The organism is Chelatococcus daeguensis, from assembly GCF_001887265.1.
GTDB classification, from domain to species: Bacteria; Pseudomonadota; Alphaproteobacteria; order Rhizobiales; family Beijerinckiaceae; genus Chelatococcus_A; species Chelatococcus_A sambhunathii.
The window spans coordinates 3,391,457-3,413,120 of sequence record NZ_CP018095.1 but is presented as its reverse complement, the minus strand read 5'-3'; the positions used below and the strand labels follow the sequence as shown (position 1 = coordinate 3,413,120).

General features: G+C 68.1%; 22 protein-coding genes and 1 riboswitch. Of the genes, 12 read left to right on the top strand and 10 right to left on the bottom strand.

Annotated features, from left to right (window positions below; translation table 11 throughout):
• Positions 1–31: 31 nt before the first annotated feature.
• The 4 genes from BOQ54_RS16175 (at position 32) to BOQ54_RS16160 (ending at position 4,213) form a co-directional block, all read left to right on the top strand.
• Positions 32–1,291, top strand: a complete 1,260-nt coding sequence (locus BOQ54_RS16175; protein ID WP_055460180.1) for a GTP cyclohydrolase II — start codon at positions 32–34, stop codon at positions 1,289–1,291.
• Between the two features lie 14 nt (positions 1,292–1,305).
• On the top strand, positions 1,306–2,574 hold the full coding sequence (locus BOQ54_RS16170) for a URC4/urg3 family protein (protein WP_071924289.1): 1,269 nt from the start codon (positions 1,306–1,308) through the stop codon (positions 2,572–2,574).
• Positions 2,575–2,666: 92 nt separating this feature from the next.
• On the top strand, positions 2,667–3,296 hold the full coding sequence (upp, locus tag BOQ54_RS16165) for a uracil phosphoribosyltransferase (protein WP_055460182.1): 630 nt from the start codon (positions 2,667–2,669) through the stop codon (positions 3,294–3,296).
• An 8-nt stretch (positions 3,297–3,304) separates the two neighbouring features.
• Complete coding sequence (locus BOQ54_RS16160) at positions 3,305–4,213, top strand: ribokinase (protein WP_055460183.1); 909 nt, start codon at positions 3,305–3,307, stop codon at positions 4,211–4,213.
• Between the two features lie 179 nt (positions 4,214–4,392).
• Here the strand turns inward: BOQ54_RS16160 and BOQ54_RS16155 are convergent, their stop codons facing one another.
• Positions 4,393–5,562, bottom strand: coding sequence for a DNA recombination protein RmuC (locus tag BOQ54_RS16155; protein ID WP_055460184.1), 1,170 nt, complete (start codon positions 5,560–5,562; stop codon positions 4,393–4,395).
• Between the two features lie 107 nt (positions 5,563–5,669).
• Between BOQ54_RS16155 and BOQ54_RS16150 the strand changes: the two genes are divergently transcribed.
• The 3 genes from BOQ54_RS16150 to truA all read left to right on the top strand — a co-directional run bounded on the left by BOQ54_RS16150 (position 5,670) and on the right by truA (position 8,140).
• Complete coding sequence (locus BOQ54_RS16150; protein WP_055460185.1) at positions 5,670–6,188, top strand: peptide deformylase; 519 nt, start codon at positions 5,670–5,672, stop codon at positions 6,186–6,188.
• Positions 6,189–6,461: 273 nt separating this feature from the next.
• Positions 6,462–7,394: a methionyl-tRNA formyltransferase gene (gene fmt, locus BOQ54_RS16145; protein WP_063185354.1), complete on the top strand. Its 933-nt coding sequence runs from the start codon at positions 6,462–6,464 to the stop codon at positions 7,392–7,394.
• Between the two features lie 2 nt (positions 7,395–7,396).
• Positions 7,397–8,140, top strand: coding sequence for a tRNA pseudouridine(38-40) synthase TruA (gene truA, locus BOQ54_RS16140; RefSeq protein ID WP_055460262.1), 744 nt, complete (start codon positions 7,397–7,399; stop codon positions 8,138–8,140).
• Between the two features lie 3 nt (positions 8,141–8,143).
• Here truA and BOQ54_RS16135 read toward each other — a convergent pair whose 3' ends face one another.
• Positions 8,144–8,728: a hypothetical protein gene (locus BOQ54_RS16135; RefSeq protein WP_055460187.1), complete on the bottom strand. Its 585-nt coding sequence runs from the start codon at positions 8,726–8,728 to the stop codon at positions 8,144–8,146.
• Positions 8,729–9,028: 300 nt separating this feature from the next.
• Between BOQ54_RS16135 and BOQ54_RS16130 the strand changes: the two genes are divergently transcribed.
• Both BOQ54_RS16130 and BOQ54_RS16125 read left to right on the top strand, forming a co-directional pair.
• Complete coding sequence (locus BOQ54_RS16130; RefSeq protein ID WP_055460188.1) at positions 9,029–9,391, top strand: MarR family winged helix-turn-helix transcriptional regulator; 363 nt, start codon at positions 9,029–9,031, stop codon at positions 9,389–9,391.
• Positions 9,392–9,405: 14 nt separating this feature from the next.
• Complete coding sequence (locus tag BOQ54_RS16125; protein WP_071924288.1) at positions 9,406–10,260, top strand: C40 family peptidase; 855 nt, start codon at positions 9,406–9,408, stop codon at positions 10,258–10,260.
• Between the two features lie 3 nt (positions 10,261–10,263).
• Here BOQ54_RS16125 and BOQ54_RS16120 read toward each other — a convergent pair whose 3' ends face one another.
• The 7 genes from BOQ54_RS16120 to BOQ54_RS16095 all read right to left on the bottom strand — a co-directional run bounded on the left by BOQ54_RS16120 (position 10,264) and on the right by BOQ54_RS16095 (position 17,689).
• Complete coding sequence (locus BOQ54_RS16120; protein WP_071924287.1) at positions 10,264–11,208, bottom strand: 2-hydroxyacid dehydrogenase; 945 nt, start codon at positions 11,206–11,208, stop codon at positions 10,264–10,266.
• Positions 11,205–12,530 carry a thymidine phosphorylase gene (deoA, locus tag BOQ54_RS16115; protein WP_063185458.1) on the bottom strand — a complete coding sequence of 442 codons (1,326 nt, stop codon included), beginning with the start codon at positions 12,528–12,530 and terminating at the stop codon, positions 11,205–11,207. Before deoA ends, BOQ54_RS16120 begins: the two co-directional genes overlap by 4 nt.
• Positions 12,531–12,624: 94 nt before the next feature.
• Positions 12,625–13,788, bottom strand: a complete 1,164-nt coding sequence (gene dapE / locus BOQ54_RS16110; RefSeq protein ID WP_071924286.1) for a succinyl-diaminopimelate desuccinylase — start codon at positions 13,786–13,788, stop codon at positions 12,625–12,627.
• An 81-nt stretch (positions 13,789–13,869) separates the two neighbouring features.
• A complete protein-coding gene (dapD, locus tag BOQ54_RS16105) occupies positions 13,870–14,712 on the bottom strand; it encodes a 2,3,4,5-tetrahydropyridine-2,6-dicarboxylate N-succinyltransferase (RefSeq protein WP_071924285.1) in 843 nt (280 codons plus the stop codon).
• Between the two features lie 117 nt (positions 14,713–14,829).
• On the bottom strand, positions 14,830–16,671 hold the full coding sequence (gene thiC / locus BOQ54_RS16100) for a phosphomethylpyrimidine synthase ThiC (protein ID WP_055460264.1): 1,842 nt from the start codon (positions 16,669–16,671) through the stop codon (positions 14,830–14,832).
• Between the two features lie 61 nt (positions 16,672–16,732).
• A riboswitch (TPP riboswitch) is annotated at positions 16,733–16,864 on the bottom strand.
• A 59-nt stretch (positions 16,865–16,923) separates the two neighbouring features.
• Positions 16,924–17,265, bottom strand: coding sequence for a hypothetical protein (locus BOQ54_RS19855; RefSeq protein ID WP_141659699.1), 342 nt, complete (start codon positions 17,263–17,265; stop codon positions 16,924–16,926).
• Positions 17,252–17,689 carry a Panacea domain-containing protein gene (locus BOQ54_RS16095; protein ID WP_145979787.1) on the bottom strand — a complete coding sequence of 146 codons (438 nt, stop codon included), beginning with the start codon at positions 17,687–17,689 and terminating at the stop codon, positions 17,252–17,254. The genes BOQ54_RS19855 and BOQ54_RS16095 overlap by 14 nt, the downstream gene beginning before the upstream one ends.
• A 22-nt stretch (positions 17,690–17,711) precedes the next feature.
• Here BOQ54_RS16095 and BOQ54_RS19550 point away from each other — a divergent pair.
• Positions 17,712–18,478 (top strand): IS5 family transposase gene (locus BOQ54_RS19550; protein ID WP_145979701.1). Its coding sequence is split into 2 segments (ribosomal slippage): positions 17,712–18,036 and positions 18,036–18,478, totalling 768 coding nucleotides; the frame shifts between segments, so codons are not numbered across the junction.
• 257 nt (positions 18,479–18,735) lie between these two features.
• On the opposite strand, the gene BOQ54_RS16080 is transcribed toward BOQ54_RS19550, so the two are convergent.
• Positions 18,736–19,968 carry an argininosuccinate synthase gene (locus BOQ54_RS16080; RefSeq protein WP_071924283.1) on the bottom strand — a complete coding sequence of 411 codons (1,233 nt, stop codon included), beginning with the start codon at positions 19,966–19,968 and terminating at the stop codon, positions 18,736–18,738.
• Positions 19,969–20,175: 207 nt separating this feature from the next.
• Here BOQ54_RS16080 and BOQ54_RS16075 point away from each other — a divergent pair, with 207 nt between their 5' ends.
• Both BOQ54_RS16075 and rimP read left to right on the top strand, forming a co-directional pair.
• Positions 20,176–20,799: a 2-hydroxychromene-2-carboxylate isomerase gene (locus BOQ54_RS16075; protein WP_055460194.1), complete on the top strand. Its 624-nt coding sequence runs from the start codon at positions 20,176–20,178 to the stop codon at positions 20,797–20,799.
• Between the two features lie 207 nt (positions 20,800–21,006).
• Complete coding sequence (gene rimP / locus BOQ54_RS16070) at positions 21,007–21,606, top strand: ribosome maturation factor RimP (RefSeq protein WP_055460195.1); 600 nt, start codon at positions 21,007–21,009, stop codon at positions 21,604–21,606.
• Positions 21,607–21,664: the final 58 nt, after the last annotated feature.

Here is a 21,664-nt window from a genome sequence, read left to right as displayed (position 1 = left end):
GCGAGGGCTCGTTCTCTTCGGGGCACAGGCCATGACGACGCCGAATCGGTCGAGCCATATCCGTCTCACCTCCCATCCCGAGCCCGAGACGCCTGCGCGCTTTCCCATCCGCTGGGGCGCGGACACGCCCGCGGAGCGGGGGCCGGTGATCGGCACCGTCACCAATCCGGGCCTGCGCAATGTCATCGGCGCGCATGGTGGTGCCTATGCGCTCTACCGCGCGCTCGCTGTCTCGTCCGGCGCGCTCAACCCGCTGGTGCGGCCCGACCTCACCAACACCGATCCCGTTGTCGCCATCGGGCCGCATCCGCAATGGAGCGAGCCCGGCCGCATCGTCTCGCTCGATCCCTTCGGCCACATGGTGGCGAGCGCCTTTGCTCGCGATGTGGCGGAGGGGGCTGACATCCGGCCCTCCATCGCCGTCACCCGGGCGCGGCTCAACCTGCCCGAGATCCTCGCCGCCATCGCCGGCCACCGCCTCGCGGCCGACGGCACCATCCTGCACGCCTCCGGCGACATCGCCGTCACCAAGATTGCCATCGATCCGGTTTGGCACCTGCCGGGGGTCGCCGAGCGCTTCGGCACGAGCGAACAGAAGCTGCGGCGCACGCTGTTCGAGCAGACGGGTGGCATGTTCCCGGAGCTCGTGACGCGGCCGGACCTGCACGTCTTCCTGCCGCCCATCGGGGGTACCACGGTCTATATCGTCGGGGAGGTCGCGGCGCTGACCGACGAGAAGCGCACCATCGCTTGCCGGGTGCACGACGAGTGCAACGGCTCCGACGTCTTCGGCTCCGACATCTGCACCTGCCGCCCCTATCTGGTGCACGGCATCGAGGAATGCGTGCGCGAAGCGCAGAAGGGCGGCGCCGGCGTCATCGTCTACAACCGCAAGGAGGGGCGGGCGCTCGGCGAGGTCACGAAGTTCCTCGTCTACAACGCCCGCAAGCGCCAGGAGGGCGGCGACCAGGCGGCCACCTATTTCGAGCGCACGGAATGCGTTGCCGGCGTGCAGGACGCACGCTTCCAGCAGCTGATGCCGGATGTGCTGCACTGGCTCGGCATCCGCCGCATCGACCGGTTCGTCTCCATGTCCAACATGAAGTACGACGCCATCACCGGCTCGGGCATCGAGATCGGAGAGCGGGTGCCGATCCCGGACGAACTCGTGCCGCCCGATGCGCAGGTGGAACTCGCGGCCAAGAAGGCGGCCGGCTACTATACGCCGGAGACGCCGCCGGACGAGGCCGCGCTCAAGGCGACGGTCGGCCGCGACCTCGATCGCTATTGAGGGACTGGCGGGTGATGACGGAATTGTCGGTGCGTACGAGCGAGGCCGGGGGCGTTTCGCCCGATGCGGTCAGGGCGCTGCTGTCGGCGCGGGCGGTGCGCGAGCGGGCTCGCACCATGCTCGGCCTCGCTGAGGACGGACGCCTCCTCCACTGCGCCGTCGATATGGACCGGCTGCCCCTCGTGGCGGATTATGTCGTCGACACGATCCGGGCCAATTACCCGACGCTCGCCATCCCCTTCCACGCCCGCTGGCGGCATTTCGCGGCGGGCGGCCATGACCGCTGGGGGGCGCTCGCGGCGCGAACGCGCTGGCCGGATGCCGCCGGCAAGGCCCGGGCCGCCTTCGACCTCGCCATCCTCAGCGTACTCCTCGACGCCGGCGCGGGTCCCGTCTGGCGCTACCGGGAGGACGAGACGGGGGAGGCCTATGGCCGCTCCGAGGGCCTCGCGGTCGCCTCGCTGCGCATGTTCGAGGCGGGGCTCTTCTCCTTCTGCGCCGAAGATCCGCTGCGTGCCGACGCCAAGCGGCTGCGCGAGGTGACCGCGCGCGACCTCGCCACCGGCTTCAAGGCGAGCGAGCAGAACGCGCTCGTCGGGCTCGAGGGCCGGGCCGCGCTGCTCTACGGCCTCGGCACGGTGGCTGCGGCCAAGCCCGAGGTCTTCGCCCGCGCCGACGGGCCGCGCCCCGGCGGGCTGTTCGATGCCCTGGTGGCCGAGGGCGCTGGCGGCGAGGTGCCGGCGGAGCTGATCCTGCACATGCTGCTCGCCCATCTGTCCGCGGTCTGGCCGGCGCGGCTCACCATCGCCGGCATCGAACTCGGCGACACGTGGATGCACCCGCTGATGCCGGGCGAGGGGGGCACGGCCGGCCTCGTACCCTTCCACAAGCTGTCGCAATGGCTGGCCTATTCGCTCATCGAGCCGCTGGAGGAGGCGGGGCTTGTCGTCACCGGCATCGATGGGCTCACGGGCCTGCCGGAATATCGCAACGGCGGCCTCCTCATCGACCTCGGCGCGATTCGCCTGAAGGATCCGGAGGATCTGGCGCGCACCCACGAGGTGTCCTCGCCGCTGGTCGTCGAGTGGCGGGCGCTGACGGTGGCCCTGCTCGACGCGGTGGCTCGCCTCGTGCGCGAACGGCTCGGCTGCGACGAGCGGGCGATGCCGCTTGCCCGCGTGCTCGAGGGCGGCACCTGGGCGGCCGGCCGCCGCATCGCGCGCGAGACTCGCGGCGACGGTTCTCCACCGCTTTCCATCGCCAGCGACGGCACGGTGTTCTGATTCCGCCTTCCCGCGGTGGCGCGCCGGTGCTTATTGTCGGGCAAGCGGCGCAGAACCGCACGTGTCAACCATCCAGAGGCCGGGGCCGATCCATGGAAGGCGTTACCGTCGTCGACCATCCGCTGGTGCAGCACAAGCTGACGCTGATGCGCGACAAGTCGCGCTCCACCAAGGGCTTTCGCCAGCTGCTGAACGAGATCGGCATGCTGCTGTGCTACGAGGTAACGCGCGATCTGCCGCTCGAGGACGTCGACATCGAAACGCCACTGATGCCGATGCGCGCGCCGATGCTGGCGGGCAAGAAACTCGTCTTCGCGCCCATCCTGCGCGCCGGCGTCGGATTCCTCGACGGCATGCTCGATCTCGTGCCCTCCGCGCGTGTCGCTCACATTGGTCTCTACCGCGATCCCGAGACGCTGACGGCCGTCGAATATTACTTCAAGGCCCCGGCCAATCTCGCCGAGCGTCTCGTCATCGTCATGGACCCGATGCTGGCGACGGCCAATTCCGCCGTGGCCGCCATCGACCGGTTGAAGGAGCGCGGTGCCAAGGAGATGCGTTTCGTCTGTCTGCTGGCCGCTCCGGAGGGTATCGAGAAGCTGCGCGGCGAGCATCCCGACGTGCCGATCTGGACCGCGGCCATCGACGAGCATCTGAACGACCACGGCTACATCATGCCGGGCCTCGGCGACGCCGGTGACCGCATGTACGGCACCAAGTGACTGCAGCCATGATCGTCGTCTTCGGTTCGCTCAACGCCGATCTCGTCACGCGCGTAGGGCACATTCCGGCGCCGGGCGAGACCGTGATCGGTCCCGGTTATGCCGTGCACCCCGGGGGAAAGGGTGCCAACCAGGCGCTCGCCGCCGCCCGGGCGGGCGCGCGGGTGATCATGGCCGGGGCGGTCGGGCATGACGGGCTCGCCAAGGCGGCGCTCGGCCTCCTCTCCGCCGAGGGTGTCGATCTCTCCCTTGTCGCGCGTCTCGATGAGCCGACGGGCGCTGCCTTCATCACGGTGGATGCGGCGGGCGAGAACGCCATCGTCGTCGCGGCCGGCGCCAATGGCCATGCACGCGCCGAGACGCTCGCCGGGATTGCCTGGGAGGACGGAGCGATCCTGCTCCTGCAACGCGAGGTGCCGGAAGCCGAGTGCATCGCCGCCGCGCGCATCGCCAAGGCTCATGGCGCGCGCGTCATGCTCAACCTCGCCCCGGCAGGACGGCCGGACCCGGAACTCGTGGCCCTCCTCGACATCCTTGTCATGAACGAGCACGAGGCGCGGGTCATGGCCGACGCCCTTGGCATCGCGGAAGGCAACCCGGATGCCATCGCCCGCGTGATCGACGCCCGCCACGGCATCGCGGCCATCGTGACGCTCGGAGCCGAAGGGCTCGTCGCCTGGACGGGCGGGGTGCGCCGGGCCGTGCCGGCGCCGCCCGTCGCGGTGGTCGACACGACGGCGGCGGGCGATACGTTCTGCGGCGCTTTCGCCGCAGCGCTCGCCGGTGGCTACGGCTTCACCGGAGCCTTGCAACGTGGCGTTGCCGCCGGCAGCCTCGCCTGCACGAAGGCCGGCGCGCAGCCGAGCATTCCGGACAAGGCGGCGATCGAGGCGCTGGTGGCGGGGCAGTTCGTTTGAGGATGTGAGGCCGGCGGCTTCCATGGGCTGTCATGCCCCCGCTTGTCGCGGGCATCCGCGCCGCGCCGAACATCGCGCAACGCAAGGGCGTGGATGGCCGGGACGCGCCGGCCATGACGGAGCGGCGGAAACGCAAAGAGACCCCCGATGGGCCGGTGCACCGCTTATCGAACGGTGCCCTATTCCGCCGCCCTGACGGGGCTGGCAATGGCCGGGCGCGGCTGCTCGGCATCGTCGAACTCGAGGGCGTCGATGCGCTCGCCGCGCTTGACGATCTTGTCGGTCGAGATGCGGATCTGGCCCACATCCTCCTGGGCCTGGCGGAAGTGGGTATCGAGCCTTTCCACTCGGTCGCTCAGGCGCTTCACGTCGTCGAGCAGACGCCGCACCTCCACCTGGATCTTCTGCGCCTCCTCGCGCATGCGTGCGTCGCGCACCAACGTCTGCATCACTTGGATGGCGAGCGCCAGGAGCGAGGGAGAGACGACCACGACGCGCGCACGGTGTGCGCGCTGCACCACGTCGTCGAAATATTCGTGCAGGTCGGCATAGATGGCCTCGGACGGCACGAAGAGCAGCGCCATGTCCTGCGTCTCGCCGGGGATGAGGTATTTCTCGGCGATGTCGCGCACGTGGGTCGCGACATCCGCCTTCACGCGCTGGCCGGCCTGCCGACGCGCCTCCTCGCTTTTGGCTTCGCGAAAGGCCGAAAAGCCCTCGAGCGGGAACTTGGCGTCGATGACGAGCGGATGGTCGCCCGGCAGGTGCACGAGGCAGTCCGGCCGCGTACGGTTCGACAGCGTCGCCTGGAAGGTATAGGCACCCGCCGGCAGGCCGTCGCGGATGATCGCCTCCATCCGTCCCTGGCCGTAGGCGCCGCGCGCCTGCTTGTTGGCCAGGATGTCCTTGAGGCCGACCACCTCGCCGGTGAGATCGGTGAGGTTCTTCTGCGCGGCGTCGATGACGGCGAGGCGCTCGTTGAGGCGGGCGATGTTCTCGCTCGTCTGGCGGGCCGTCGTCTCCAGCCCCTGGCCGACCCGGTGCTGCAGGCCGTCGAGCCGCTCGCTCAAGAGGCGCGCGAGATCCGCCTGGCGGGTGCCGAAGATCTCGGCCATCGTCTGCATGCGACCCTGCATCTCCGCCTGCAGGCGCGTCATCTCCGCCACCTTGTCGTCGAACTCGCGCGCACGTTCCGCCGCGGCGGCCGCCTCCAGCGAGCGCTCGCGCCCCGCTCGGGCGGTGCTGCGGGCGAGCAGCGCGAGCAGCAGGATGACGGCGAGCGCGAAGCCGAGCGCCACCTGGGCATAGGTGAAGGCGTGAGCGCCGATGGTGAGGGCGATGTCGTTCATGCACCCAACGCTAGCCGATTCGTGCGCCCGATGCGAACGAAAGCGGAACACGTTGACCGGCGCGACGGGAATGATTATGTCGCCTGTGTTCCAACCCAGCGTGTGCCATGACCATCCGTCGCATCATCGTCATTCCCGATCCCCGCCTGAAGCAGCCGTCCGCACCCGTCGAGGCGGTCACGGACGAGATCCGCCAGTTGGCCGACGACATGCTGGAGACGATGTATGACGCGCCGGGTATCGGCCTCGCGGCCGTGCAGATCGGCGTCATGAAGCGCATCCTCGTGCTCGACGTCTCGCGCGAGGGCGAGGACAAGCGCCCGATGGTGTTCATCAACCCGCAGATCGTGTGGTCCTCGGAAGAGACGAGCACCTACGAGGAAGGCTGCCTTTCCATCCCCGAATATTATGAGGAGGTGGAGCGGCCGGCGCGCGTGCGGGTTCGCTATGTCGACCTGGACGGCAAGGCGCAGGAGATCGAGGCGGACGGGCTGCTCGCCACCTGCCTGCAGCACGAGATCGACCATCTCGACGGGATCCTCTTCCTCGATCACCTGTCGAAGCTCAAGCGCGACCGCGTGATGAAGAAGTTCTCCAAGGTGGCCCGGCGCGAGGCGGCAGGGTAATCAGCACCATTGCCCGTCATGCCCGCCCCAGCCGCGGGCATCGACGCCTCATTGCGCAACGTTGAGGGCGTGGATGGCCGAGACGCCACCGGCCATGACGGGTGGAAGGCGGGCCATCGCGTAGATCCTGTTTCTGTCGGCAACGGCGGCTTTCGGCTGTGAGCGGCAGCAGAGTGCGGCGGCCGCGGAGCATGGGGCTTGCCCTTGCCTGCCGCAGGCGTTTAGGGAAGGGCGCTTGCGGCGCCGCTCGCCGCCCCACATCCGGCAGGTGCCATGTCGCTGCGCATCGTTTTCATGGGCACGCCCGATTTCGCCGTGCCGACGCTCGCCGAAATCGTCGGCCAGGGCCACGAAGTCGTCGCCGTCTACACCCGCGCGCCGGCCAGGGCCGGGCGCGGCATGGGCGAGAAGCGCTCGCCGGTGCACGAGATGGCCGAGCGTTTCGCCATCCCCGTCTATACGCCCAGGAGTCTGCGCGGCCCGGAGGAACAGGAGACCTTGCGTTCGCTGGCGGCCGATGTCGCGGTGGTCGTCGCCTATGGCCTCATCCTGCCCGTGCCGGTGCTGGAGGCGCCGAGGCTCGGCTGCCTCAACCTGCATGCCTCGCTGCTACCGCGCTGGCGTGGCGCCGCTCCCATCCAGCGCGCCGTGATGGCAGGCGATGCCGAGACTGGTGTTGCCGTCATGAAGATGGAGGAGGGGCTCGATACCGGGCCTGTCGCGATGGTGGAGCGGATCGCCATCGCTCCGGACATGACGGCCGGTGAGCTGCACGACCGACTTGCCGTGCTCGGCGCCGACCTGATGGTGCGCGCGCTCGCGGCGCTTTCACGCGATGCGCTCTCCTTCGTGCCGCAGGCCGCTGAGGGTGTCGCCTATGCCGCCAAGATCACCAACGAGGAGGCGCGCATCGACTGGTCGCGTCCGGCCGGCGAGGTGCACAACCTGGTGCGCGGCCTGTCGCCCTTTCCCGGCGCCTTTCTCATGGTCGACCTCGGCAAGGGGGCCGAGCGCGTGAAGGTGCTGCGCACGCGCCGCGCTGACGGCGCCGGGCCGCCGGGCACATTGCTTGCGGGCGGGCTTGTCGTCGCCTGCGGCGAGGGCGCCGTCGAGCTTCTGCAGGTGCAGCGCGCCGGGCGCGACGTGACGAGCGGCGAGGAGTTTCTGCGTGGCGCCCGTCTCGCGCCAGGCACCGTACTGGCGTGATCATGCCGCGCTACAGGCTCATCGTCGAATATGACGGCAGTCCCTATGTCGGCTGGCAGTGGCAGGAGACGGGGCGCTCCGTGCAGCAGGCGCTGGAAGAGGCGCTCGCCCGCTTCTGCGGCGAAAGCCCGCGTGTGCAATGCGCCGGGCGCACCGATGCCGGCGTGCATGCCATCGGCCAGGTGGTGCATTTCGACCTCTCCCGGCCGTGGCGCACGGATACGCTGCGCGATGCGACGAATGCGCATCTGAAGCTCATGGGCGATGCGGCGGCGGTGCTCCTTGCCGCCGAGGTGCCGGCGGATTTCGATGCCCGCCGCTCCGCCGTGAAGCGGCACTATCTCTACCGCATCCTCAACCGACGGCCGCAGCCGGTGCTCGATGCGCGCCTCGTCTGGCATGTGCCCGGGCCGCTCGACGCTGCGGCGATGCACGAGGCGGCGCAGCACCTCGTCGGCCGACACGATTTCACGACCTTTCGTGCCGCGGAATGTCAGGCATCCGGTCCCGTGCGCACGCTTGACCGGCTCGATGTCAGCCGCCTCGGCGACGAGATCCGCATCGAGGCCTCGGCGCGCTCCTTTCTGCACCACCAGGTGCGCTCGATGGTCGGCACGCTGGAGCGCGTGGGTGCTGGCAAGTGGCGGCCGGAGGACGTGCGCCGCGCCCTTCAGGCGCGCAACCGCAAGGCGTGCGGGCCGATGGCGCCGGCGTGCGGGCTGTATCTCGTCGGCGTCGATTACTGATCGTCAGCCGACGAAAGTGCGCACCAGCACGAAGGTGGCGATGTCCATGGCGACGATGAAGCCGGCAAGGCCCGCGGAGATGCCGAGCGCGATCCGGGCGAGGACCCAGCGGAAATAGAAGACGATGAAGCCGAAGGCGAGGGCGTAGAACACGGCCAGGCCCGCCGTGGCGAGGCCCAGCACATGCAGCGCCGGCGGTAGGGCGAGCAGGAGAAGGGCCGCCACGTTCGACCAGTTGTAGGCGACGATATAGCCGACATAGCGCCGCTCGAGCCCCATGAGCCGCACGAAGCCGAGCATCAGCAGCGGAAAGAGCAGCCAGGCCGAGGCGATGACGAGCGCCTGGGCGAACAGGATGTCGGGCATGTCGAAGAGCCCGCCGTCGTGCATCCAGTCCGGGCCGGAGCGGGTGAAGCGGGCGGCGGCGACGCCGACGACGAAGGCTGGCGCGGCGAGCGCCATGGCGAGGAACGAATGCCAGAAGCCGGTGAAGCTGACGTCGAAGGTTTCGAGCGCGCCCTTGCTGCGGTTCAGGACCTGCCAGCAGCCGCGTAGCGAGCGGGCTACCTCGTCGGCCGTGATGAGCATGTCAGCCTCGGATGTTGCGTTGCATATAATACGAAAGTCGTAGGCCTTTTGTCTAGAGGTGGCGCGTCCCGCTCAGCCGTCATGCCCGCGACAGGCGCGGCCATGACAACAGGGAAGCGTCGCGCTTTGCCGCTTCACGTCTGGTGGCGAGCCGGGGCAAGAGCCAAGCGACAGGTGCCCGAATGTTGCTCGCGAAGGCTGCATGAGGCCTTTCTTAACCGCGCGCACGGGTCGTGCTTGCCCGCCGATCGCCCGGCCGAAATAATACGGAACCGAAACGATCCGGCCCCCTTGCGTTCCATGCCCGTCGAACTGCGGCCCCTCGAAGCTCTCACCCTCTGGCATCGCGTCACACTCGATCTCGTGCGCGAGGACGGGCAGGATCTGTCGCATGACCTCTCCGCGCGGCAGCTTGCCATTTTGCTCACGATCTATCTGGAGCCGCCGCCGCACACGGTGCGCGGGCTCGCCGGCAAGCTCGGCGTGACGAAGCCGGTCATCACACGCGCGCTCGACACAATGGGCCGGCTGGATCTCGTCGCCCGCCGCAGGGATGATGCGGACCGCCGCAATGTCGTGATACAGCGGACGGTGAAGGGCGCGCTCGCCGTGGAGCGGCTGGGCGACCTCATCGTCGCGCATGGCAGGGTGCTGCCGCGATAGAGGGATACACGGAAATGATGCTGACCGATCCGCGCACAACCCCCGCCCGACCCGACCTCGCGGCCGATTTCCTCGCGGGCACGGTGGTGGCCACGCGCTACGTCAGGGCGCGGGAGCAGCGCATCGTCGCGGCGAGCGCGCCGCTCCGGCGGGAGCCGCGGCCCGATGCGCTGCTCGACACCGAGGCGCTCGCCGGCGAGGCCGTGCGCGTCTTCGAGGAGGAGGAGGGCTGGGCCTGGGCGCAACTCGCCGGCGACGGCTATGTCGGCTACCTGCCGGTGTCGGCGCTCGGCGCCTTCGAGCCCGCGCCGACGCATCGGGTGGCCGTGCTGCGTACCTTCGTCTACCCCGGCCCGTCCATCAAGCTGCCGCCGGTTGGGGCGCTATCGCTCATGGCGGGCGTGACGGTGAGCGGTTTCGAGGGCGATTTCGCGCGGCTTGCCGATGGCAGCGCCATCTTCGCGCGGCACCTCGCCTTCGTCGGCCCGCCGCTTGCCGATGATTTCGTCACCATCGCCGAGCGCTTCGTCGGCGTGCCCTATCTGTGGGGCGGCAAGACCAGCCTGGGCATCGACTGTTCGGGCCTCGTGCAGCTCGCGCTCTCGGCTGCCGCCGTCGAGGCGCCGCGCGACAGCGACCTGCAGGAGCGGACGCTCGGCTCGCCACTGCCTATCACCGAGGAGTTCACGGGGCTCAGGCGCGGCGACCTCGTGTTCTGGAAGGGGCATGTCGGCATCATGGTCGACAGCGCCAACCTGCTGCACGCCAACGGCCATCACATGGCGACGGTGATCGAGCCGCTCGCCGTCGCAACGGCGCGGATCGAAGCCGCCGGCGCCGGGCCGGTGACCAGCATCAAGCGGCTCTAACGCTCAATATCCCCGCTGCCGGTCGACGAGGTGCTCGAGCGGCTCGCCGGCCTCGAAGCGCGCGATCTGGCGGGCGACGAGGCGGATGATGCTGTCCGGATCGCTCATGGCGGCGTTGTGCGGCGTCACGATCACGCTCGGGTGGTCCCAGAAGCGGGAGCTGTCGGGTAGCGGCTCGGTCTCGAACACGTCGAGCGAGGCCGCCATGAGCGTGCCGTCGTCGAGCGCCCGGAGGATGTCCTCCTCGACCTGCAGCCCGCCGCGACCGGCATTGACGAAGACCGGGCCACCGAGGCGCCCGCCGCGGGCGAGGCCCTTGAACAGGGCGTAGTTGGCGATGCCGTGCGTCTCCGGCGTGAGCGGCAGGAGAAGGACGAGGATGTCGGTGCGGGCGAGGAAGGCGGCGCGCTCCGCCTCGCCGGTGAAGACCTGGAGCCCCGGACAGTCCTTGGGCGTGCGGCTCCAGCCCGCGACGTCGAAGCCCATGACGGCGAGCTTGCGGGCGGCATCCTGCCCGAGGACGCCGAGCCCCATGACACCGACCCTGACGTCGCGCGCGGCCGGCTGGTGGCGGTCGTCCTCCCACATATGCGCGCGCTGCTGCGCGTCGTAGCGGCGCTGCTGGCGCAGGTGCATCAGGCAGTGCAGGACGACATATTCGCTCATGCGGTTGGTGAGGTCGTCGTCGACGACACGCGTGATCGGCACGTCCGGCAGGTCGGGATCGCCCATCAGGTGGTCGACGCCGGCGCCGAGGGAGAATATCGCCTCCAGGTTCGGCAGGCCGCGAAAGGCGCCGGGCGGGTGCTTCCAGGCCACGGCATAGGTAACCGCCGCGGGGTCGTAGGCATCGCCGAGGCGCACGACGCGCCGGCCCGGCAGCAGCCGCTCCAGCCGCTCGACCCAGGAATCGACGTGCCAGCCCGTGAGGGCGACGAGAATGGTCATGCCACACGCTCCGCCATGCGCTCGAGGATGATGCCGCGCCCGGCCGGCTTGTCCTGCCCGATCACGTAGGCCCGGCGCAGCGTGGCCTCGGCCGCATCGGCCGCGCCTTCGCCACGGGCGTGCACGATGGCGAGCGGCCGGCCGGGACCCACCTCGTCGCCGGGGCCGGCAAGGTCGGTGAGGCCAACGGCATGGTCGATCGCATCCTCGGCGCGGGTGCGGCCGCCGCCGAGCGCGATGACCGCGATGCCGACGGCGCGCGTGTCGACCGACGTGACGAAGCCGGTGCGATGCGCATGGACGGCGCGCACCACCGGCGCGCGGGCGAGGTGGCGCTCGCTCGCCTCGACGAAATCCGTCGGCCCGCCGAGCGCCGCGACCATCATGCCGAACCGTTCGGCCGCCCGGCCGCTGGCGATGGCCTCTTCCATGCGCACACGGCCGTCGCCAATGCTCGCCACGATGCGACCGAGGAAGAGCATCTCGGCACCGAGCCGCATGGTCACCTCGTGAAAGCGCGGTTCGCGCCGGCGGCCGGTGAGATAGTCGACCGCATAGGCGACCTCGACCGCATTGCCCGCCGCGCTCGCGAGCGGCGCGTCCATGTCTGTGAGAAGCGCGCTCGTCGGCAGGCCGGCGCGGTTCGCCACGGTCACGAGGCTTTTCGCCAGCGACTGCGCCTCCTCGAGGCTCGCCATGAAGGCGCCGGAGCCCACCTTGACGTCCATGACGAGGCCTTCGAGCCCGGCGGCGAGCTTCTTCGACAGGATCGAGGCGGTGATGAGCGGGATCGACTCGACCGTCGCCGTGACGTCGCGGATGGCGTAGAGCCGCTTGTCGGCGGGGGCGAGGTCGCCCGTCTGGCCGATGATGGCGCAGCCGACGTTGCGCGTGACGGCGCGGAAGGTGCCGGCATCGGGCTGCGAGACATAGCCGGGGATGGCATCGAGCTTGTCGAGCGTGCCGCCGGTATGGCCGAGGCCGCGGCCGGAGATCATCGGCACGTAGCCGCCGCAAGCGGCGACGGCGGGCGCGAGGGCGAGGCTCACCGTGTCGCCGACGCCGCCGGTCGAATGCTTGTCGAGCACCGGGCCGGGCAGGTCCCACTGCAGCACCTCGCCCGAGCGCATCATGGCCTCGGTCAGCGCCACCCGCTCGTCGAGGCCCATGCCGCGGAAGAAGACGGCCATGGCGAAGGCCGCCGCCTGGCCCTCGGTGACCCGCCCACGGGTCAGACCCTCGATGAGGAAGAAGATCTCCTCCTCGGTGAGCGCCGCTCCGTCGCGCTTCTTGCGGATGATTTCCTGCGGCAGAAAGCCCATGCGCGCCTCGTCGGGAATGCGCCGTGCCGGCGCCTGAATCGTGCCGCCGCAGGGTGCCCGCGCCGCGCCGGCTTGTCCATGCCGGTGGATCACGTCAGGACGGCATGAAATACCGGCTGAGCACCGTCTCGTAGATGGCGGTGAGCGCCTCGATGTCGCTGACGCGGGCGCATTCGTCGACCTGGTGCATGGTTTCGCCCACGAGGCCGTATTCGATCACCGGGCAATGGTCCTTAATGAAGCGCGCGTCGGACGTGCCGCCCGTGGTCGACAGCGCCGGCCGCCGGCCGGTATGGGCCTCGACCGCATCCTGCACGAGGGTGACGAAATCGCCGGGCTCGGTCACGAAGGCAGTGGCGTTGGTGGGCGCGAAAGCGACCTCGTAGCGCACGGCATTGCCGGCCGCCGCGGCGAGGCGGCGCTCGATCTCGGCGGCGAGCGTTGCGGGCAGCCACGTGTCGTTGAAGCGGATGTTGAAGGTCGCCCGCGCCTCGGCCGGGATGACGTTGGAGGCGGGATTGCCCACGTCGAAGGTCGTCATCTCGAGGTTCGACGGCGCGAAATGCGCGGTGCCGGCATCGAGCGGCTCGGCGAGCAGCGCCGAGATGAGGCGCACCATGCCGTGGACAGGGTTGTCGGCGAGGTGCGGATAGGCGACGTGGCCCTGCCGGCCGTGCACCGTCAGGTGGCCGGTCAGCGAGCCGCGCCGGCCGATCTTGATCATATCGCCGAGATGCTTCGGGTTCGTCGGTTCGCCGAGGATGCAGTGGTCGAAGCGCTCGCCCCTCGCCTTGGCCCATTCGAGCAGCTTGACGGTGCCGTTGACGGCCGGGCCTTCCTCGTCGCCCGTCAGCAGGAAGCCGATGGAGCCGCCGAAGCCGGGATTGGCCATCACGAAACGGATGGCGGCCGCGAGCATGGCGGCGACGCCGCCCTTCATGTCGCAGGCGCCGCGGCCGTAGAGGACACCGTCCTCGATGGTGCCGGAGAAGGGATCGTGGCGCCAGCGTCCGGCGTCGCCGGGCGGCACCACGTCGGTGTGGCCGGCGAAGAGGAGATAGGGCGCACCCGTGCCGCAGCGCGCATAGAGGTTCTCGACATCCGGCGTGCCGGGCGTCGAGAAGGTGACGCGCTCGGTCGCAAAGCCCGCCTCGGCGAGCACCTTCTCGCAGAAGGCGAGCGCCCCGGCCTCGTCAGGCGTGACGGAGGGGCAGCGGATCAGCGCCTCGGCGAGGGCGACGGGGTCGGCTGAGGTCATGGGGAGCCTCGGATAGGCGGCTTTACGGCGTCATGGCCGGGCTTGTCCCGGCCACGACGTCCAAATGACGATCGACGAGCCTCAGTCCCGGAGAAGCTCGTTGATGCTGGTCTTGGCCCGTGTCTGGGCGTCGACGCGCTTGACGATGACGGCGCAGTAGAGCGAGGGGCCGGGCGTGCCGTCGGGCAGCGGCTTGCCGGGCAGGTTGCCGGGCACGACGACGGAATAGGGCGGCACGCGGCCGACGAAGACCTCGCCCGTGGCGCGATCGATGATCTTGGTCGAGGCGCTGATGAAGACGCCCATGGACAGCACCGAACCCTCGCCCACGATGACGCCCTCGACGACCTCCGAGCGGGCGCCGATGAAGCAGTCATCCTCGATGATGACCGGATTCGCCTGCAGGGGCTCCAGGACGCCGCCGATGCCGACGCCGCCGGACAGGTGCACGTTCTTGCCGATCTGCGCACAGGAGCCGACCGTGACCCAGGTGTCGACCATGGTGCCCTCGTCTACATAGGCGCCGAGATTGACGAAGGAGGGCATCAGTACGACGCCCGGCGCGACATGGGCGCCGCGGCGCACCACGCAACCGGGCACGGCGCGGAAGCCGGCGGCCTTGAACGCGGTCTCATCCCAGCCGTCGAACTTCGAGGGCACCTTGTCCCACCAGGTGGCCTTGCCCGGCCCGCCAGGGATGACCGCCATGTCGTTGAGGCGGAAGGAGAGGAGCACCGCCTTCTTGAGCCACTGGTTGACCTGCCAGGCGCCGTCCACCTTCTCGGCGACGCGCGCCTTGCCGGAATCGAGCAGCGCGAGCGCCGTCTCCACCGCCTCGCGCACGGGGCCGCGCGTCGCGGGCGAGATGCCGGCCCGCTCTTCCCAGGCGGTGTCGATGGTGGTGGCGAGATCGGCGTGCGTCATGGCTGTTCCTTGGCTCTTCCTCAGCGGCATTCGTCGAGGCTTTGTGGCAGCGGTGCTGCCGGTGTCAAGTCGCGGGGGAGGGCCGCCCCGCGACGTGGCAGGTCGATCCTCCCCCGCCTATTCGGCAGGCACGTAGATCTCGGCGCCCTTGTCCTTGAACTCCTGCGCCTTCTGCTCGAGGCCGACCATGCGTTCGGCTTCGGCCCTCAGGTCCTGCGTGATCTTCATAGAGCAGAATTTCGGGCCGCACATGGAGCAGAAATGCGCCACCTTGTGCGCGTCCTTGGGCAGGGTCTCGTCGTGAAAGGCGCGCGCCGTGTCCGGGTCGAGCGAGAGGTTGAACTGGTCCTCCCAGCGGAACTCGAAGCGCGCTCGCGACAAGGCGTCGTCGCGCAGCTTGGCCGAGGGATGGCCCTTGGCGAGGTCGGCCGCATGCGCCGCGATGCGGTAGGTGATGACGCCGGTCTTCACGTCGTCGCGGTTGGGCAGGCCAAGATGCTCCTTGGGCGTGACGTAGCAGAGCATCGCTGTGCCGAACCAGCCGATCATCGCCGCGCCGATGGCCGAGGTGATGTGGTCGTAGCCGGGGGCAATGTCCGTCGTCAGCGGGCCGAGGGTGTAGAACGGCGCCTCGCCGCAATGGGCGAGCTGCTTGTCCATGTTCACTTTGATCTTGTGCATCGGCACGTGGCCGGGGCCCTCGATCATCACCTGGCAACCCTTGTCCCAGGCGATCTTGGTGAGTTCGCCGAGCGTCTCCAGCTCCGCGAACTGGGCCGCGTCGTTGGCGTCGGCGATGGAGCCGGGGCGCAGGCCGTCGCCGAGCGAGAAGGAGACGTCATACTTGCGCATGATGTCGCAGATCTCGTCGAAGCGCTCGTAGAGGAAGCTCTCCTTGTGGTGCGCGAGGCACCAGCGCGCCATGATCGAGCCGCCGCGCGAGACGATGCCGGTGACGCGCCTGGCCGTCAGCGGCACGTAGGCGAGGCGCACGCCGGCGTGAATGGTGAAATAGTCGACGCCCTGCTCCGCCTGCTCGATGAGCGTGTCCTTGAAGACCTCCCAGTCGAGCTTCTCGGGCTCGCCATTCACCTTCTCCAGCGCCTGGTAGATCGGCACGGTGCCGATCGGCACCGGCGCATTGCGCATGATCCAGGAGCGGATGTTGTGGATGTTGCGGCCGGTGGAAAGATCCATCACCGTGTCGGCGCCCCAGCGGATGGCCCAGACGAGTTTCTCCACCTCTTCCGCCGCCGAGGAGGTGACGGCCGAATTGCCGATGTTGGCGTTGATCTTCACCAGGAAGTTGCGGCCGATGATGGTCGGTTCGAGTTCCGGGTGGTTGATGTTGGCGGGGATGATGGCGCGCCCGCGCGCGATCTCCTGGCGCACGAATTCGGGCGTGATAAAGGGCGGAATCGCGGCGCCGAAAGCCTCGCCGTCGGCGCACCGCTCCTCGGCGCCGGCGAGCATGGCGGCGCGGCCAAGGTTCTCGCGGTGGGCGACGTAGACCATCTCCTCCGTGATGATGCCGGCGCGCGCGAATTCGAGCTGTGTCACCGGCTCGCCCGGCTTGCCCGCGAGCACCTCGCGGCGGGCGGGGCAGTGCGGCACAAGCTTGTCGGCCGAGACGTTGCCGTTGTCCTCCGGCTTGACGGCACGGGCCTCGACCCTGGCGAAGCCGCGCTTCGCAATCCAGTCGCCGCGCACCGGGGCGAGACCAGCGGCAAGATCAATCACCGCCTCGGGATCGGTGTAGGGGCCGGAGGTGTCGTAGGTGCGGAACGGTTCCTCGCCGGAGGTCGGCGCAAGCGCGATCTCGCGGAAGGGCACGCGGATGTCGGGGCGGCCTTCGGGACTGGTGTAGATCTTCCGCGAGCCGGCGATGGGGCCGGTGGTGACGGCGTCCGGAGTTGCAGCTGCCGTCTTGGCGGTCGCGGGCTTGGTATGCACTGTCATGTGGATCTCCTCCTCGCTCGACAAGGAGACCCGGGCATCAGCGATTTGTTTGGGATTGGCGTCGATCGCGCGTTTCCGTCCCTTCGCCGGCATGACCCGGATCAGGTCCTAAGGGTCACCGCGTTGTCTGGACGTTTCGCGCCCGTCGCCGGCGGTATCTCAGCCCCCTAGCGGGGCCCCCCTCGGAACATGGGGCGAGAGTCTTGGGCTTTTGGCGCTCTTTGTCAACGAGGCATCTGAGGGAAACAACGGCTACTCCTCGTCGGTGGTTCGACTTGCCATACGATGTAAAACGCGATTGAGAATCTGAGCGATTTCCTGCATTCCCATGCGCTGAGCTAGGGGGATAAGAATCAAAAGCTCAAGTACAAGTAATGCTATAGGCCCGCCAAAGTTCGGCATGACGGAGAAAAATACCACATTTAGCAGGAGTGCAAGGCAGACAATTCCAACAAACCGATCCTCGCGACGGGCGTCGCGTTCATATGCTAGCTGTTTCTGAAGTTCTTCAATTTGCTGATCTTGTTTTGTGGGTTCCGTCGAAGCGAGAACGTCGAAGCTCTTTTGCCTTGGGGTTCCCTCATCGGCTGCCATTATTCAGCTTCCGATATTCGTTCAGAATGTCGTCATTTGAGATAATTATATGTCGTACGCCGGGCACATAATTAGTATCCCACGCGCCTCCAGGGCGATGTGTGGCACTCACTAACCTTCCTGGGCCTGCTTTTCCGAGCTTTTCATAAGCTTCATCAAGTATTTCTCTTTCCGGTCCCGCGCCTAGGTCAGCAACGCCGTGGAAGATATTCTCCACCGGGTCAGCGCCAAATATCTTCGCCTTGTGGTAAAGATCTGGATGAACAGGACCATAATCCCAGGCCTCGAAGTGCCCTGGGACCAGAGGCTCTCCGCCCGTTCGCCCAAGGTAAAACATGTGGGCGAGATACAGGATTTTTTGTAGCTCTAGGCCGTAAACCCATAAACGGCTCTGGGTTCCCTGACGGTGGCAATTGTGATTCAAGCTCCTTTTCGGGAGCTTTGCGATGGGCCGCTACGATCTGACGGATTTCGAATGGGAGGCGATCCGGCCTCACCTTCCCAACAAGTCGCGGGGCGTGCCTCGCGTGGATGACCGGCGGGTGCTCAATGGCATCTTCTGGTGCCTGCGCTCCGGCGCGCCGTGGGCGGACATGCCGGCGCGCTACGGGCCGCCGACCACGATCTACAACCGCTTCAACCGATGGCGGAAGGCGGGCGTCTGGGATCGGCTCATGGACGCGATCACAAGGGCTTACGATGGTGACGTGCAGATGATCGACACCTCTGTCGTCCGCGTCCACCAGCACGGGGCGACGGCAAAAAGGGGGGTGTCGATCGATGTCTGGGTCGCTCCCGAGGCGGGCTCACGACCAAGCTCCACGCGCTCGTCGACAGCCGAGGCAGGCCGATCCTCCTCAAGCTCACGGCAGGCCAAGCCAGCGACCTCGCGAGTGCCAAAGACCTGATCGGGCATCTCGCGCCGGGCTCAATGCTGCTGGCCGACAAGGGATACGACGCCAACGACCTGCGCGCTGCCGTCGCCGAGCGGAACGCATGGGCGAACATCCCGCCCAAGCGCAACCGCAAGGACCCGATCTGCTTCTCCAGGCACCTCTACAAGGCGCGCAACCTCGTCGAGCGCTTCTTCAACAAGATCAAACACTTCCGCCGTATCGCCACCCGCTTCGACAAGACCGCGGAAAACTTCCTCGCCGCCGTGAAGCTCGCGTCCATCCGCATCTGGCTACGCGGTTATGAGTCTACGGCCTAAGTTTGATAACGTCCAGCTGGACTGTTGTGCTAGCCGCTTTGCGGCTGAGAGGACAGGCACTGTCATATCAACCTCTTGAAGCGGGTGTGAAAGCTTTGTTGAAAGCGAAAACACCGAAAGCTACTATAGCAGATCGTCCGGCTACTTCATTCTGCAGCTTTCTGTCCACGACCTACGGTCAATATAGTGTGCCATGAGATTGATTGCAAAAGGCCGGGGCCAGCCCGGCCTTTTTGGGGGGAATCGATTCCGCCCGCTCAGAGCCCGAGCTTCTTCTTGCGCTGTGCGAGCGTCCTCAGGCGCAGGGCGTTGAGCTTGATGAAGCCGGCGGCGTCGCGGTGGTCGTAGGCGACGGCGCCTTCCTCGAAGGTCACGAGCTCCTGGTCGTAGAGCGAATAGGGGCTGTCGCGGCCGACGAGGTGGACGCCGCCCTTGTAGAGCTTGAGGCGCACCTGACCCGTCACGAATTCCTGGCTCTTGTCGACGAGGGCCTGCAGCATCTCGCGCTCGGGCGAGAACCAGAAGCCGTTATAGACGAGCTCGGCATATTTCGGCATCAGCTCATCCTTGAGGTGTGCGGCGCCGCGGTCGAGCGTGATCGACTCGATGCCGCGGTGTGCGACGTAAAGGATCGTGCCGCCGGGCGTCTCGTACATGCCGCGGCTCTTCATGCCGACGAAGCGGTTCTCTACGAGGTCGAGGCGGCCGATGCCGTTGGCGCGACCGAGCTCATTGAGCTTCGCGAGCAGGGTCGCCGGCGACATCTTCACGCCGTCGACGGCGACGGGGTCGCCCTTTTCGAAATCGATGCTGATGTAAGTCGGCGTGTCGGGCGCGGCCTCGGGGTCGATGGTGCGCGAGTAGACATAGTCCGGCACCTCCTGCGCCGGGTCCTCCAGTACCTTGCCCTCGGAGGAGGCGTGCAGGAGGTTGGCGTCGACCGAGAAGGGCGCTTCGCCGCGCTTGTCCTTGGCGATCGGAATCTGGTTCTGCTCGGCGAATTCGAGGAGCTTGGTGCGCGAGGTCAGGTCCCACTCGCGCCAGGGGGCGATGACGGTGACGTCGGGCTTGAGGGCGTAGTAACCGAGTTCGAAGCGCACCTGGTCGTTGCCCTTGCCGGTGGCGCCGTGGGCGACCGCATCGGCGCCGACCTTCTCGGCGATCTCGATCTGTTTCTTGGCGATGAGCGGACGGGCGATCGAGGTGCCGAGGAGATAGAGGCCCTCGTACTGGGCATTGGCGCGGAACATCGGGAAGACGTAGTCGCGCACGAATTCCTCGCGCAGGTCCTCGATGAAGATGTTCTCCGGCTTGATGCCGAGGAGCAGGGCCTTCTGGCGCGCGGGCTCCAGCTCCTCGCCCTGGCCGAGGTCGGCCGTGAAGGTGACGACCTCGCAGCCGTAGGTCGTCTGCAGCCACTTGAGGATGATGGAGGTGTCGAGGCCGCCGGAATAGGCGAGGACGACCTTCTTCACGCGCTTGTCGGACATGATCGGGAACTCGTGAGGCTCGTGTGAGCGGCCGCTGCCGCCATGAAGCAGTGAAAGCGGGCGGACTATAGTGAGGCTGCGGCCGGGTGCAAGCCGTGGATAGCGGGGACGGAGAGCGGTGGCGCGTGCATGCCACGCGAAAGCCGCGATTATGGGTGAGGGAACGTCGCTTCCCCGCCCCGCCTCCTCCAGCGTTTCGAGTTCTCAGTGCCGCAACGTCCCGTCCTCGACTTCTGGTATGACTTCGCCTCGACCTATTCCTATCTCGCCGCCATGCGCATCGAGCCACTCGCCGAGGCGGCGGGCGTCGAGCTAAGGTGGCGGCCCTTCCTGCTCGGGCCGATCTTCGCCAGCCACGGCTGGACATCCTCGCCCTTCAACCTCTATCCGAGCAAGGGGCGCTACATGTGGCGGGACGTGGCGCGAGAGGCCGCTCAGCTCGGCCTGTCGCTGACGCGACCCGACCCCTTCCCGCAGAACAGCCTGATAGTGGCGCGGCTCGCCATCGCGCTGCGCGAGAAGGGGCTGGCGCCGGCCTTCACGCGCGCCGTCTTCGCCGCCCAGTTCGGCGAGGGGCGCTCGATCTCGGAAATGGCCGTCATCAGCGATATCCTGCGCGACCTCGACGTCGATGTCGCGTCTACCGTTTCGTCTGCGCAGGGCGATGCGGTGAAGGCACGGCTCAGGGCCGAGACGGAGGAGGCGCGCACGCGCGGCATCTTCGGTGCGCCGACCTTCCTCACCGCCGACGGCGAGATGTTCTGGGGCAACGACCGGCTGGAAAGGGCGCTTGCCTGGGCGGCGGGCGAGCGCCCCATGGGGCTTCTCTAGGGCGCGGCGACGCCGCTTTGCCGGCTGCGGGGGTTGCGTCGGCGCGGCGGCGCGATTATGTTGCGGCCATCCTGACATCCAGAATGGTTCGGATGGAACCGTGACGGAGTGGGCCCCGGCGGGTCCGCTCTTTTTCGTTCTGGACGTCGGCATCTTTTGCTGCGCGCCTCTTCCGGGGCCGCGCCACCGGCTGGAGGACGCCGTATCATGGAGCTCGACGAGGCCCGCATCATCGAGGAGACGGGCGTTGCCGCGCGCGTCGCCGCGATCGTCGCGCCCGTGCTCGGGGATCTCGGCTATAGACTCGTGCGCGTCAAGGTGACGGGCCAGAACGGCTGCACCGTGCAGATCATGGCCGAGCGGCCGGATGGCACGATGACGGTGGATGACTGCGAGGCGGTGAGCCGCGGGGTCTCGCCGGTGCTCGACCTCGAGGATCCGATCGAGCGCGCCTATCACCTCGAGATCTCCTCGCCCGGCATTGACCGGCCGCTGGTGCGCGCCTCCGATTTCGAGCGCTGGAGCGGCCACGAGGCCAAGGTGGAAACCAGCCTGCCGGTTTCGGGCCGCAAGCGTTTTCGTGGTATTCTTCTTGGGTTGGCCGACGGCGGCGTCAGGCTGCGGCGCAGCGACGCAAGGCCGGATGAGGAGCCCGAGGTGACGCTCGCCCTCGCCGATATCGCGGAGGCGCGGCTCGTCCTCACAGACGCCCTGATCACCGAGGCGCTGCGTCGCGGCAAGGCTGCCCAGACGGGCGACGATGCCGGCGAGGATGCGGGCGACGGCACAGGGGACGCAACCCACTAGCCGCAGCGGGGCTGCGGCAGCGCATTTCATCCTGCCGGCCGGGCGGTATGCCGGGCGG